The sequence below is a fragment of the Lentzea rhizosphaerae genome (genome assembly GCF_042649515.1).
Classification (GTDB): domain Bacteria; phylum Actinomycetota; class Actinomycetes; order Mycobacteriales; family Pseudonocardiaceae; genus Lentzea; species Lentzea aerocolonigenes.
In genome coordinates this window covers 324,865-338,328 of the sequence record NZ_JBHRZI010000017.1, presented here as the reverse complement: position 1 = coordinate 338,328, position 13,464 = coordinate 324,865, and the positions used below count along the sequence as shown (strand labels likewise).

Sequence of the window (13,464 nt, the reverse complement as noted above, 5' to 3'; positions counted from 1 at the left end):
CGAAGGGGCCCTGTGCGCAGGGCCCCTTCTTCGTTTTGAGGCAGTTCTCCAGTTGCGGTCCACCACCGGCGGGGAGTCTCGGATCCACGTGACAGTCGGTGGAGGAGACGTTCCATGAAGGCCCTGGTGCTGTCCGGAGGCGCGGGAACACGCCTACGACCTTTCAGCTATTCGATGCCGAAACAACTGATCCCGATCGCCAACAAGCCGGTGCTCGAGTACGTGGTGGGGAACCTGCGCGAGATCGGGGTCACCGAGATCGGCATCATCGTCGGCGACCGCGCTGAGGAGATCTCCGACGTGCTGGGAGACGGGTCCGCGCTGGGCGTGGCGATCACGTACATCCCGCAGCACGCGCCGCTGGGGCTCGCGCACTGCGTGAAGATCGCCCGGCCGTTCCTCGGCGACGACGACTTCGTGATGTACCTGGGCGACAACATGCTCGTCGAGGGCATTTCCGAGATCGCGGACGAGTTCGCGGCGGTGCGGCCGTCCGCGCAGGTCGTCGTCTACAAGGTGCCGGACCCGCGCGCGTTCGGGGTGGCGGAGGTCGACGAGAACTCGCGCGTGACGCGGCTGGTGGAGAAACCGCAGGAGCCGCGCAGCGATCTCGCCATGATCGGCGTGTACTTCTTCACTCCGCTCATCCACCGGGCCGTGGACGCGATCGAACCGTCGTGGCGCGGCGAGCTGGAGATCACCGACGCGTTGCAGTGGCTCGTGACGCACGAACGCGACGTGCGGGCGCGGATCTACTCGGGCTTCTGGAAGGACACCGGCAAGGTCGAGGACGTGCTGGAGTGCAACCGGGAGCTGTTGCAGCGGCTGCGCACGGACATCCAGGGCGTCGTCGACGAGGAGAGCTCGTTGATCGGTGAGGTCGTGGTCGAGGAGGGTGCGCGCGTCGTGCGGTCGTGCATCGTCGGGCCCGCGATCATCGGCGCGGGGACCCTGGTCGAGGAGTCGATCGTGGGGCCGTACACGGCGATCGGCGCGGACTGCCGGATCACCGAGTCCGGGGTGTCCGACTCGATCGTGCTGTCGGGTGCCTTCGTGCACAACGTCTCCGGCATCGAGACGTCGTTGATCGGGCGCAAGGCCCGCGTGGGGTCGGCGAAGCAGCACCGGCTGGTCGTCGGTGACGACGCGCATGTGGAGGTGGCGGCGTGAAGCTGCTGGTTACCGGAGCGGCCGGGTTCATCGGTTCGCACTACGTCCGGACGATGCTCGACGGCGGGTACGCGGGCTACGAGGACGCGCACGTCACCGTGCTGGACAAGCTGACGTACGCGGGGAACCGCGCGAACCTGCCCTCGTCGCACCCGCGGATGTCGTTCGTGGAAGGTGACATCTGCGACCTGGACCTGTTGCTGGAGCTGCTTCCTGGCCACGACGCGGTGGTGCACTTCGCGGCCGAGTCGCATGTGGACCGTTCGCTGACGGCGGCCGCGGACTTCGTGCTCACCAACGTTCTCGGTACGCAGACGTTGCTCGAAGCGTGCCGCCGGGTCGGTGTCGCTCGTTTCGTGCACGTGTCGACCGACGAGGTGTACGGGTCGATCGACGAGGGTGCGTGGACCGAGACCTGGCCGCTGCAGCCGAACTCTCCGTACGCGGCCTCGAAGGCGTCCAGCGACCTGATCGCCCGCGCGTACTGGCGGACGCACGGGATGGACGTGTCGATCACGCGCTGCTCCAACAACTACGGGCCGTACCAGCACCCGGAGAAGCTGATCCCGTTGTTCATCACGAACCTGTTCAACGGTCTTCAGGTGCCGTTGTACGGGGACGGGTCGAACGTGCGGGAGTGGCTGCACGTGTCCGACCACTGCCGGGCGATCCAGCTGGTGCTCACCTCGGGGCGTTCCGGCGAGATCTACAACGTCGGTGGCGGCAACGAGCGCACCAACCTGCAGATCACCAACGCCCTGCTCGACCTGTGCAGTGCGGGGCCCGCGCTGGTGAAGCGGGTGGCCGACCGGCTGGGGCACGACCAGCGGTACGCGCTGGACGACACGAAGATCCGCGCCGAGCTGGGTTACGAGCCGCTGGTGCCGTTCGAGCAGGGCCTGGCGGACACCGTCGCCTGGTACCGCGATCACCCGGCGTGGTGGAAACCGTTGCGGGACTTCACGTCCTGATCCAGTGCCGAAGGCGGTCGCACTCCTCGGCGACCGCCTTCTCCTTGTTCTTCGGCAGCTTGTCGATGTAGTCGACGGTGACGGTGCCGTCCTTGGCGATCGACCAGGTGGCGACGACGTAGCCGTCGACGAGGACCGTGGGTTTGCCGCCCACGACCACGCCGAGCCGGTCGTCGGCGATGACCCTGCGGCGGTCGGCGTGGGCCAGCAGGATGTTGTCGAACTCGGGCAGAAGCCTTGGTGGGACGGGCGTTTCCGGGTCGGGGCGCGGGGCGTCCGGCAGGTCGAAGAGCTCCTTGCCGGCCTCGTTGCGGAAGGTCACGAGCTGGGGGCGCAGTGCGTCGAACACCTCTGCCAGCTTGGTGAGACCGGACCACTGCTGGGCGTCCATGACGGTCGCTGGGCCGAACGCCTTCAGGTAGCGCAGCACGAGTCGTTCCCGGGGCATGGCGTGCTGCTCCTGGTCGAGCCAGGCTTCCAGCGTCGTGCAGATCGCGCGGCCGCTCTTCGACCACAGGCCGCGCGGCGGGAGCTGGACGAGCGCGAGCTTGTTGCGCAGCGCGTTGCCGAGAACTGTGTGCTCGCGGTCCGGCCAGAACTCCTTCAACTGCTTTCCGGCGTCCGCGGTGCCCTGCGGGTGTTCGTCGAGGATCTTGCGACCGGCTTCGGCGACGGCGTCGAGGTCGAGGCCCTGCAGTCGTTTCGCGAACGGGCCGCTCTGCAGTTCGCGGTCGAGCTTGAGCTGGGTGAGGGGCCTGAGTGCGAGCGCGTCGGCGGCGCTGACCAGGTGGATCGTGCCGCGCATGAGCAGGATGCGCACCACGTACCTGCTGATCAGAAGGTCTTCGAGTTCCTGTGGCTGGAAGTGCTGGAGGCGGGTCCAGAGGCCGATGTACGGCGACTTCGGTTCCTGCGCCTGAATGCCGACGAGGCGCTCGATGGTGGCGAGCGCGCTGAGGTCAGCGCGCTCGCGCAGCATCTGGCGTTCGATCACGGCCCTGTTGAGAGCGTCCTGGCTCAGGGTTTCCACGGGAACAGGTTAGAACCTGATGAACGCGAACCCGGTGCCGTTCGGGCGTTCGCCGTCGTGGACGACGAGCAGGTTCAGCCTGCCGGTGACGACGTCGGCGCCGTCGGAGTGCTCGACGTCCTTGACCTTGAAGTCCCTGATCGGCTTCATGTCGGTCTTGCGGTAGGCGACGAACCTGCTGTCGCCCTGGCTGGAGGCGAGCAGCACGTCGTCGGCGATCGTGAGGCCTTCGGCGTCGGCCTCGAGCCACTTGCCGCCGAATCCGGGGTTGGGGCCGTCTGCCTCGCACTCCTCGGTGTCGGGGTTGTACTTCTGCGGCGCACCGAAGGACCGCACCTTGTCGACGAGCTGCGGCGTGCCGAACCCGTTCGCGCGCAACGGGATGCGCCAGATGCCGACGTCCTCCTGCGCCGCGTACAGGGTCCGGGTCTTCTCGTCGATCACCATGCCCTCGACCTGCGGTCCTTCGCCGGGCTCGCCGCACACCGTCCAGGTCTGGCCGTTCGGGAGGGTGAAGGTGCTCGGAAGGTCCAGAGTGGACACTTTCCGGGTGTCGTACGTCTTGCCCTTCTGCACTTCGAGGAGCGCGATGCTCGTCTCGTTGCGCCGGCTGGTGGCGACGAGGTCCTTGCCGCCGACGCGTCCGGCGGCCAGGCCGTAGACGGTGTGCTGCTCGTCCACTTCCTGCTCGGTCTTCGAGAACACCGGCTTGGTCGCGGGGTTCGTGACGTCCTTCACGCCGTGTTCGTCCACTTGGAACACCCGGATGCGGTCACGGCCGCGGTCGCTGACGAACGCGAGGTCGCCCAGGACGTCGACGTTGTTGAAGCGACCGGGCTTCGAGTCCGGCGCGGGTGCCGGTGGCGCTGGGTGGACGCCGATCGTGCGGCCGTCGAGGTCGAACGCCGCCAGCCCGCCTTCCTTGAGTGTGCCCAGGACCACACTGCGTTCGGTGTTGCGCGGGTTCACCCAGATGGCCGGATCGTCGGCATCTGCGGGCTCCTCGAACGTCTGCGTGATCACCGTCGGTGTGATGACCGGCGTTGTTGGCGCGCTGAGGAACAAAGGCACGAGCGCCAGTGCTAAGGGAGATGACATGGTGGGACCGTAGGAAACACCGGTATACAGCGACTGAACCGCGGGGGAACAAGCCGTGTGGTACGAGCTGGGATTGACGATCTTCGGCCAGAAGATCGCTTACACGGAGCTGGTCGGGCAGGTGCTGGCGCTCGCGGTGGTGTTCCTCGCGCAACGCCGTTCACTGTTGACCTGGCCTGTCCAACTGGTGTCCGTGGCTTTGCTGTTCACCGTCTACCTGTCCGCGCACCTGGGCGGTCTCGCGACCCGCCAGGTCGTCGTGGGCCTGATCGCCGTCTACGGCTGGTACGCGTGGGTCCGCCGCCGCGACCCGGTCTTCGGCGTGGTGGTGCGAGCCGGTTCGTGGCGGGAACGCGCTGCGGTGGCAGGTGTTTTCGTCGTCGGCACCGTCGCGTTCGCGCTGGTGCTGGATTACCTGGACGCCTCGTGGGCGCCCTGGCCGGATGCCGCGATCTTCGTGGGAACGGTGCTGGCGTTCTCGTTGCAGGGCCTTGGCCTGGTCGAGTTCTGGCTGGTCTGGCTGGTCGTGGACTTCGTGGGTGTGCCACTGCAGATCCAGTCGGGTCTGTACTTCAGCGCGCTGGTGTACGTGGTCTTCGCGGGCCTGGTGATCCACGGTTTCATCGACTGGAACCGCACGGCACGCCGGTTGACACAGGCGGCAAAGTCTCCTCTATGAGGGGACTGTTGATCGCTCTGCTGACCGCCGTCTCGTCGCTGGTAGCCGTTCCGGCCGTCGCCGCACCTGCGTTGCGCACCGGGTTCGAGCTCACCGGCAAGTGGACCACCGAGGCCGAGGAACAGGCCTACCTGCGCGCCACCGGCCTACCCGTCTCCGAGATCGGCGTGACCGCCCAAGGCCGCCCGATCCAGCTGGTGCGCGTGGGCTCCCGCACCGCGCGCACGGTGGTTCTCTTCATCTGCTCCCAGCACGGCGACGAACCGGCGGGCCGCGAGGCGTGCCTGATCCGCATGCGCTCCCTGCCGCGCTCGTCGTCGGTCACGTACCTCTTCGTCCCGAACGCCAACCCGGACGGACGCGTCCTCGACACCCGCGGCAACTCTCTCGGTACCGACATCAACCGCGACCACCTGCTGCTGCGCAGCGCTGAAGCTCGCGCGATGGCCGAGGTGATCCGCGACTGGAAGCCCGACGTCATCCACGACCTTCACGAGTTCGGCCCGTCCGCGCCGTACTACGTGAAGGACGTCCTCTGGCTGTGGCCACGCAACCTCAACGTCTCTGACGGCGTGCACTCGCTGTCCGAGACGCTGTCGCGCTCCTACGTCCGCCCCGCCGTGGAAGCCGCGGGCCGCACGTCAGGTGTCTACGGCATCTACGTGGATCCGGTGACCGGCGAGCCAATCCGTCAGGTCGCCGGCGACCACCAGGAACGCATCCTGCGCAACACGGGCGGCCTGAAGCACGGCATGGGCCTGCTGGTCGAGACCAACGACACCGGTACCCCCGCCTTCCGCGTCGAGTCGCATCTCAAGGCTTTGGACGGCACCCAGTCGTTCGTCGGTTCGAACCAGGCGGCGATCGAGTCCGCCACTGCTCGGTCGCGTGCCGTGCGCACCGGGCCGGTGTACTTCGGCGGCGCTGACAACCAGCCTCCCGACCCGTCGGACGTGGTGGCGACGCCTCCGTGCGGGTACGTGCTGACCGGTGCCGAGTACCGCGAGTTCGGCGACGAACTGGCGTTGCACGGGATCACGTCGCAGTACCTGCGAGGGGGCGATCGGATCGTGCCGTTGAAGCAGGAGGCCCGCGCTCTGATCCCGTTGCTTCTGGACGCGCGCGCCGACGAACCGCTGCTGAAGGCTCAGCCGGTCGCCCAGTGCTAACGCTCTGACCTGCACTTACTCCACCGGATGCAAAAGACGTTTGCGGACGTCCGCAAACGTCTTTTGCATAACTGATATATCGGTGCCAACTGATATATCGGTTGGACCCGCTCCTGGAGGTCGAGTTGGCGACGAACTCGTGGGACGCGTTGCGCCCGAAACTGGCACCCAACCCGCAGCAGTCCGAGGCCTGGCCGATCATGGCGGTGGGGATGGGGGCTACCACCGCGGGCGTTGCTCTGACCATCGGCAGCCTGATCCTGCTGCTCGGAATCACGGGGCTGCCGACCAGTCCGGCGGCCTTCGGGAACGAGTCCACCTGGCGGCTGCTCCTCGGCATCGTCTGCCTGTACACGTCCTGGTCCGTGATCAGCAATGGCAACAACTTCTTCGTCGTGCACCGGCCGATGGGCTACATCTGCTGTCTCGGTGGCGCCGTTGCTCTCGTCGTCGTGGCGCGGGATCTGGTCATCACGGCGGCGCACCTCGAGGTGACCGCCGTGGTGCTGCAGGACCCGTCGACGGCGGCCATGGTTCTCGGCTCGTTCCTGGCAGGCCTGCTGCTGCTCCGCGTCGGCAACGTGCGGTTCGCCGGCGCGCGCAGGTATCTCGCCCAGGTCGTGCCGGATCCCAGCGACCTCCGCGGACTGGGCTACAGCGTGTACCTCCGCACGTTCGCGCTGGACGACCGGCTGGCCGGCGCTCAGTCGTTCACCCGGTCGAAACGGGCTCTGCGCAGCCTCTTCGTCGTCGAGTACCCCGAGGAGATGCTGGTCGCAGACGCGTTGTCGAGCGACGACGCGCCGTTGATCGGCGTCGGCTTCCCCGGCGAACCGGCTCCGCACGTGGGCGCCCTTCGCGTCTACCTGCCGGGCACGGACTGGCAGCCACAGGTGCGGGAACTCATCCAAGGTGCACGTCACGTCGTGCTCGCACTCGGCTGGGGCGAGGGCACGCTGTGGGAACTGCGCGAGGCGATGCGACTGCTGAAACCGGAGCAGCTCATCCTGGTCGTGCCGATGGAGGAGCCCGAGTACGAACGGTTCCGGGAGAAGACCGCCAGGTCGTTGCGGGCCGAGCTGCCGCCCTGGGCCGGACGGCGGGAAGTCCGGTCGGTCGTCCGCGGCCTGATCACCTTCTCCGAGGGCTGGAAAGCCACGTTCGTGCCCGTGCGCGCCTACTCGCCGTTCCACAACTCGTTGCGCATCGCAGTCCTCCACGCGGCCTGGCCCGCCCTGCGGAGGCTCGGCTACCCGCCGCGCGGCGTGCTGCGGTGGGCGCCTGACACGACGCGGTGACCGAGCACGGCGAAGGGCCGCCCCGCCGAAGCGGAACGGCCCCTCAAAGGCCCCTGAGAGCTACGCCAGGCCCGCGTCCGACGTGGACGGGCCGGCGGCCTGCACGTCGTCGATGCGGTACTTGCGGGCCGCCTCGACGACCTTGGACTGCTCGACCTCGCCGCGCTTGGCCAGGGCGGCCAGGGTGGCGACGACGACGGACTCCGCGTCCACCAGGAAGTGGCGGCGGGCGGCCGGGCGGGTGTCGGAGAAGCCGAAGCCGTCCGTGCCCAGGGTCGTCATGTCGGTCGGGACGTACGGGCGGATCAGGTCCGGGATCGCCGACGCCCAGTCGGACACGGCGACGACCGGGCCTTGGACGTTCTGCAGCACCTGCGTCACGTAAGGCACGCGCGGCTCGGCGTCTGGGTGCAGCAGGTTGTGGCGGTCGGTGTCGACGGCGTCGCGGCGCAGCTCCGAGTACGACGTGGCGGACCACACGTCGGCGGAGACGCCCCACTCGTCGGCCAGCAGCTGCTGGGCCTTGAGAGCCCACGGGAGGCCGACGCCCGAGCCGAGGATCTGGGCACGCGGGCCGCCGGTCTGCGGGCCGTCCTGGTACTTGTAGAGGCCGCGCAGGAGGCCTTCCACATCCAGGCCCTCCGGCTCGGCGGGCTGCACGTACGGCTCGTTGTAGACCGTCATGTAGTAGAAGACGTTCTCGGCGTTCTCGCCGTACATCCTCCGCAGACCGTCCTTGACGATGTGCGCCACCTCGAACGACCACGCCGGGTCGTACGCGATCACGGCCGGGTTCGTGTGCGCCAGCAGCAGCGAGTGGCCGTCGGCGTGCTGCAGGCCCTCACCGGTCAGCGTGGTGCGGCCGGCGGTGGCGCCGAGCACGAAGCCGCGCGCCATCTGGTCCGCCGCCGCCCACAGGCCGTCGCCCGTGCGCTGGAAGCCGAACATCGAGTAGAAGATGTAGATCGGGATCATCGGCTCGCCCTGCGTGGCGTAGGACGTGCCGACCGCCGTGAACGACGCCGTGGAACCCGCCTCGTTGATGCCCTCGTGCAGGATCTGGCCCTGCTCGGACTCCTTGTAGGCGAGCATCAGGTTGGCGTCCACCGAGGTGTACGCCTGGCCGTTCGGGTTGTAGATCTTCTGCGTCGGGAACATGGAGTCCATGCCGAACGTGCGCGCCTCGTCCGGGATGATCGGCACGATGCGCGGGCCGATCTCCGGGTCCTTCGCGAGGTCGCGGACGAGCCGGACGAACGCCATCGTCGTGGCGACCTCCTGCTTGCCGGAGCCGCGCTTGATGCCGTCGTACACCTTGTCGCCCGGCAGCACGAGAGCCTTGGACTTCGTGCGGCGCTCCGGCAGGAAACCACCCAGCTGACGGCGGCGCTCCAGCATGTACTGGATCTCCGGCGAGTCCTGCCCGGGGTGGTAGTACGGCGGCAGGTACGGGTCCTTCTCGAGCACCTCGTCGGAGATCGGGATGCGCAGGCTGTCCCGGAAGCCCTTGAGGTCGTCGAGGGTCATCTTCTTCATCTGGTGCGTCGCGTTGCGCGCCGCGAAGTGCTTGCCGAGCGAGTAGCCCTTGATCGTCTTGGCGAGGATCACGGTCGGCTGGCCGACGGTCTCGGTCGCCGCCTTGTACGCCGCGTAGACCTTGCGGTAGTCGTGGCCACCGCGCTTGAGGTTCCACACCTCGTCGTCGCTCATGGCGTCGACGAGCGCCTTCGTCCGCGGGTCGCGGCCGAAGAAGTGCTCCTTGATGTACGCGCCGTCGTTCGCCTTGTAGGTCTGGTAGTCACCGTCGGGCGTGGCGTTCATGAGGTTCACGAGCGCGCCGTCGCGGTCCGCGTGCAGCAGCGCGTCCCACTCGCGGCCCCAGACGACCTTGATGACGTTCCAGCCGGCACCGCGGAAGAACGACTCCAGCTCCTGGATGATCTTGCCGTTGCCGCGCACCGGGCCGTCGAGGCGCTGCAGGTTGCAGTTGACCACGAACGTGAGGTTGTCGAGGTGCTCGTTCGCGGCGAGCTGCAGCAGGCCGCGCGACTCCGGCTCGTCCATCTCGCCGTCGCCGAGGAACGCCCACACGTGCTGGTCGGACGTGTCCTTGAAGCCGCGGTCGTGCAGGTAGCGGTTGAACCGCGCCTGGTAGATCGCGTTCATCGGGCCGATGCCCATGGAGACCGTGGGGAACTCCCAGAAGTCCGGCATGAGGCGCGGGTGCGGGTACGACGGCAGGCCGCCACCCGGACCGGCGTGCGAGTACTCCTGGCGGAAGCCGTCGAGCTGGTGCTCGGACAGGCGGCCCTCGAGGAACGCGCGGGCGTACACACCGGGGGAGGCGTGGCCCTGGATGAAGATCTGGTCGCCGCCACCGGGGTGGTTCTTGCCGCGGAAGAAGTGGTTGAAGCCGACCTCGTAGAGCGACGCGCTGGACGCGTACGTCGAGATGTGGCCACCGACACCCACGCCGGGACGCTGCGCGCGGTGCACCGTCATCGCGGCGTTCCAGCGGATCCACGCGCGGTAGCGGCGCTCCACCTCCTCGTCACCGGGGAACCACGGCTCCCGCTCGGTGGGGATGGTGTTGACGTAGTCCGTGCTGGTCAGCGCGGGCATGCCGACGTGGTTCTCACGCGCACGCTCCAGCAACCGCAGCATCAGGTAGCGGGCGCGCTGCTGCCCACCGCCCTTGAGCACCTCGTCGAACGACTCGAGCCACTCGGACGTCTCTTCGGGGTCGATGTCCGGCAGGTGGGCTGCCAGGCCGTCGCGAATGACACGTACCCGCTCGGGGCCGGTGTTCTGCGGGCTCAAGGTGTCTCCTCGGCTTCGTTGGCGGTACTCGCGCTGGCCCGGAAACCGTGCCACGCGCTCCTATCGTTGTCCTTGCGCGACGACTTCGTCACCGCTACTGATCGGTAGTTCTGGATCGTGTCGCTCACGCGCGCGCGATAAGAGGTATGTAGAGCGTGCCTCATGCCAGTGTAGGGATCTCCACAGGGGTCCCTGTTACGGCGTGTCACGTGGTCAACAGTTGCGCCGGAGGTAGCTGACAGTGTTCGCTAGCGCGAGTAACGGACTCTGGCGGCAGTCTTAGGGCTGTCGCTCTTGCGTAGTTGGAGGAGTGAAAACCGTGGTCGCCGCGGAAGACGCCGGCAAGATCGGCGTCGCCGAGAAGCTCGGGATCGAATCGGGCATGGTCGTCCAGGAACTCGGCTGGGACGAGGACGTCGACGACAACCTCCGTGCCGCCGTCGAGGAGCAGATCGGGGGCGACCTCCTCGACGAGGATGCCGACGAGACGGTGAGCGTCGTGCTGCTCTGGTGGCGAGAGGACGACGGCGACCTGGTCGACGCTCTGCTCGAGGCCACCGGTGTGCTCGCCGAGGACGGCGTGATCTGGGTTCTCACCCCGAAGACCGGCCGTCCCGGCCACGTGGAGCCCTCGGACATCGCCGAGGCCGTCCCGACCGCGGGCCTGTCGCAGACCTCGAACATCAGCGTCGCCGACGACTGGGCCGGCACCCGCCTGGTGTGGCCGAAGTCAACCAAGGCGAAGCGCTGAGCAGCCTCCGGCTGACATAGGGTTGATCCACGGGCGATCTCGTCGTCCGTGGGTTCGTCTTGGTCACACCGGAGGTCTGTTTCATGGCGGTCGAGGTCGGTTCGGAAGCCCCGGACTTCACGCTCAACGACTACAACAAGCAGCCTGTGACGTTGTCGTCGTTCCGAGGCTCGAAGAGCGTGCTCCTGGTCTTCTACCCGTTCGCGTTCAGCGGCACCTGCCAGGGCGAGCTCTGCCAGCTGCGCGACGAGATCGCGACCTACGAGGACGAGAACGTCCAGGTCCTGGGCGTGTCGGTCGACTCGCCGTTCGCGCTGAAGGCGTGGGCGAACCAGGAGGGCTACCAGTTCCCGCTGCTGTCCGACTTCTGGCCGCACGGCGCCGTCGCCCAGTCCTACGGCGTGTTCAACGAGGCCGTCGGCATGGCGCTGCGGGGCACGTTCCTGGTCGACGTGGACGGCGTCGTCCGGTTCGCGGAGGTCAACGCGCCCGGCGAGGCCCGCGATCAGGACGCCTGGAAGAAGGCCGTAGCCTCTCTCAAGGCATGATGTAGGTACCTGCGCCCTGTGCGGGCGCGGGTGTCGGGGCGTGTAGCTCAGCGGAAGAGCACTCGGTTTACACCCGAGCGGTCGCAGGTTCGATCCCTGTCGCGCCCACCACGTGTGGCTTGTCCACACCACGGACCGCAAGGAATCCCGCCCTCGTCGGCGAGCACCACGGCGGGCGGCTGGTTGAGCTCCGCGCGGTCGACGGTACCGTCGTCGCTGATCCACAGCTGCTCAGCCCGCAGTCGCAGCCGATGATCGGGAGTACGACGTGTCACGCGACTTGATCCGATCCGTGGGCATGTTCGGGTTCTCTCTTTGCGTGGCAGGGTTGGTCATCTTCCTGACTCAGCCGTCCGCGCCCTCGGCGAACACGTCTTCCAAGCCGGGCACCCCGGTTCTGTTCGAGTGCCCGGACTGGATGACAACTCAAGAGTGCATGCAGCGTTACTCCCCTCAGATCGAAGTTCGGCCGAGCGTGGAACCTGTCGTGGTGATCCTCAGCACGGTTGGCTTGGGCCTTGTCGTTTCTGCGCTGTGGGCGTGGCGGCGACAGAACCAGGCGAGCCCTGAGGCTCCGCCGAGCGCTGGACCGGAGTAGGCCCGCTGTCGCGCCCACCCAGGTGGAATTCCGTAACACACCGAAGATCTCGGCCGAAGCCGCAAGTGCGTAGAACCTGCTGCGACGCAGGAGGTCGGCCGGTGCACGAGGAACCGGAACCGTCTTCCACCACCAACCGCGTCGAGGGTGAAGCGGACACGGTCGCCCAGCTCGGGTCCAACTACGGCAACGTCGGGTTCTTCCGCGGCAACAGTTTCGTGCTCAGTCTCGGGCCGCGGTGGACCGTGATGATCCTCGTCTGCCTCCTCGTGATCGCGGCCTCGGTCACCGTGGTGCTTGTGCGGAATGCGCCTTCCACGTCGTCGCCGCCGGATTCGTCCGTGTCGTTGTCGCCGGAGCAGTGGGCCACCTGGGAGCACTCCAAGGACGGCGCGCAGGCCAGTGAGGCGGCGTTCACCGTGACCGTGCAGGGGCGTGAAGCCGCCAGCAACGTGGCGATCACCGGTGTTCGGGTCAAGATCCTGGAGAAGCGGCCGCCGTTGAAAGGGGACGTTGCTCTACCGGCAGTGCGGTGGGCCGGTCTACTCGCACTACATGGCCGTGGACCCGGACAGCCGGCAGCCCGTCAGCTTTCCCGACGACCTGGACTCCGGGACGGCCGCTGAACTGGTGGCTCAAGGGGTTCGGGCCGATCCGATCCGTTTCCCTACAGCGTTTCTGCCACGGAGGTGGAGGTTTTCACCGTCACCGCCCGGACCTCCGAGTGCGACTGCACGTGGGTGATCGAGTTCGACTGGTCCACCGAGGGGAGGAGCGGCGTGCAGACGGTGACCAACAACGGGCAGCCGTTTCGCACGACCAGCAAGGCCGACGCGGTGCCGTGTCCTTTGTCCAGATGTCTGTGAGACGGCTCGCACAAGATCTGGAGGGAGCCGCGGTCGTGCCGTATTTTGGACCGCTGCCGGAGGACGTTTGGGCCCGCCACCCCGAAGGACTCGACCTGTGAAGCGCAAGGCCAAGGCCGTGAAGCCCGTCAGCACCACCGTCACGCAGGAGCAGATCAAGCTCCTGGCGCTGGCCGAGCAGGGCGGCGTGCACCGCGGGGCCACGAGCTGGTACCTGGAGCACCGGCCGGCCAAGCAGTGGGACGCCGACGACTTGGAGATCCTCCACCAGCGCCACTGGATCACGTGGGTGCGGCCAGATCGGGCCGTGGAGCACGGGATGGCGGCGCCGGTCGACATCACGGCGCAGGGGCGGGCGGCGTTGCAGCACCACCTGCCCGGGTGGGTGCTCGGGCGCAAGGCGATCGCCGCGCCGCCGCCTCGGTTGCCCGCGGTGGAGTCGATCCGGGCGCTCGACGCCCTGTAG

13 protein-coding genes and 1 tRNA gene are annotated in these 13,464 nt (G+C 67.7%); 11 read left to right on the top strand and 3 right to left on the bottom strand.

From position 1 onward, the window contains the following. The first annotated feature begins 114 nt into the window (after positions 1 to 114). Positions 115 to 1,170: a glucose-1-phosphate thymidylyltransferase gene (locus ACFOWZ_RS23200; protein WP_382375734.1), complete on the top strand. Its 1,056-nt coding sequence runs from the start codon at positions 115 to 117 to the stop codon at positions 1,168 to 1,170. Further along, entirely contained in the window at positions 1,167 to 2,141 is a 975-nt protein-coding gene (gene rfbB, locus ACFOWZ_RS23195) for a dTDP-glucose 4,6-dehydratase (protein ID WP_382375732.1), read from the top strand. Before ACFOWZ_RS23200 ends, rfbB begins: the two co-directional genes overlap by 4 nt. On the opposite strand, the gene ACFOWZ_RS23190 is transcribed toward rfbB, so the two are convergent. Both ACFOWZ_RS23190 and ACFOWZ_RS23185 read right to left on the bottom strand, forming a co-directional pair. Then, positions 2,131 to 3,171 carry a winged helix DNA-binding domain-containing protein gene (locus ACFOWZ_RS23190; RefSeq protein ID WP_382375730.1) on the bottom strand — a complete coding sequence of 347 codons (1,041 nt, stop codon included), beginning with the start codon at positions 3,169 to 3,171 and terminating at the stop codon, positions 2,131 to 2,133. The two genes, rfbB and ACFOWZ_RS23190, sit on opposite strands and share 11 nt — an antisense overlap. Positions 3,172 to 3,180: 9 nt before the next feature. Next, positions 3,181 to 4,269: a phytase gene (locus tag ACFOWZ_RS23185; protein WP_382375728.1), complete on the bottom strand. Its 1,089-nt coding sequence runs from the start codon at positions 4,267 to 4,269 to the stop codon at positions 3,181 to 3,183. A gap of 55 nt (positions 4,270 to 4,324) precedes the next feature. On the opposite strand from ACFOWZ_RS23185, the gene pnuC reads away from it, so the two are divergent. From pnuC to ACFOWZ_RS23170, 3 genes are all read left to right on the top strand, one after another. Continuing rightward, on the top strand, positions 4,325 to 4,948 hold the full coding sequence (gene pnuC / locus ACFOWZ_RS23180) for a nicotinamide riboside transporter PnuC (protein WP_382375726.1): 624 nt from the start codon (positions 4,325 to 4,327) through the stop codon (positions 4,946 to 4,948). After that, complete coding sequence (locus ACFOWZ_RS23175; RefSeq protein WP_382375724.1) at positions 4,945 to 6,117, top strand: M14 family zinc carboxypeptidase; 1,173 nt, start codon at positions 4,945 to 4,947, stop codon at positions 6,115 to 6,117. Before pnuC ends, ACFOWZ_RS23175 begins: the two co-directional genes overlap by 4 nt. Before the next feature lie 101 nt (positions 6,118 to 6,218). Next, on the top strand, positions 6,219 to 7,415 hold the full coding sequence (locus ACFOWZ_RS23170) for a hypothetical protein (protein ID WP_382375722.1): 1,197 nt from the start codon (positions 6,219 to 6,221) through the stop codon (positions 7,413 to 7,415). Positions 7,416 to 7,475: 60 nt separating this feature from the next. Here ACFOWZ_RS23170 and aceE read toward each other — a convergent pair whose 3' ends face one another. Then, positions 7,476 to 10,235: a pyruvate dehydrogenase (acetyl-transferring), homodimeric type gene (gene aceE, locus ACFOWZ_RS23165; protein ID WP_382375720.1), complete on the bottom strand. Its 2,760-nt coding sequence runs from the start codon at positions 10,233 to 10,235 to the stop codon at positions 7,476 to 7,478. A 319-nt stretch (positions 10,236 to 10,554) separates the two neighbouring features. On the opposite strand from aceE, the gene ACFOWZ_RS23160 reads away from it, so the two are divergent. From ACFOWZ_RS23160 to ACFOWZ_RS23135, 6 genes are all read left to right on the top strand, one after another. Then, on the top strand, positions 10,555 to 10,986 hold the full coding sequence (locus tag ACFOWZ_RS23160) for a DUF3052 domain-containing protein (protein ID WP_030465132.1): 432 nt from the start codon (positions 10,555 to 10,557) through the stop codon (positions 10,984 to 10,986). Positions 10,987 to 11,069: 83 nt separating this feature from the next. Continuing rightward, positions 11,070 to 11,534, top strand: a complete 465-nt coding sequence (locus tag ACFOWZ_RS23155; protein ID WP_382375718.1) for a peroxiredoxin — start codon at positions 11,070 to 11,072, stop codon at positions 11,532 to 11,534. Between the two features lie 36 nt (positions 11,535 to 11,570). After that, positions 11,571 to 11,645 (top strand) — tRNA-Val (locus ACFOWZ_RS23150). Between the two features lie 588 nt (positions 11,646 to 12,233). Then, positions 12,234 to 12,758, top strand: a complete 525-nt coding sequence (locus tag ACFOWZ_RS23145; protein WP_382375716.1) for a hypothetical protein — start codon at positions 12,234 to 12,236, stop codon at positions 12,756 to 12,758. Positions 12,759 to 12,821: 63 nt separating this feature from the next. Beyond that, positions 12,822 to 12,998 (top strand): hypothetical protein, encoded by a 177-nt coding sequence (locus ACFOWZ_RS23140; RefSeq protein WP_382375714.1) that lies wholly within the window; start codon positions 12,822 to 12,824, stop codon positions 12,996 to 12,998. Positions 12,999 to 13,095: 97 nt separating this feature from the next. Continuing rightward, the gene (locus tag ACFOWZ_RS23135) at positions 13,096 to 13,464 is read left to right on the top strand and encodes a hypothetical protein (protein WP_382375712.1); all 369 of its coding nucleotides are present in this window, start codon (positions 13,096 to 13,098) and stop codon (positions 13,462 to 13,464) included.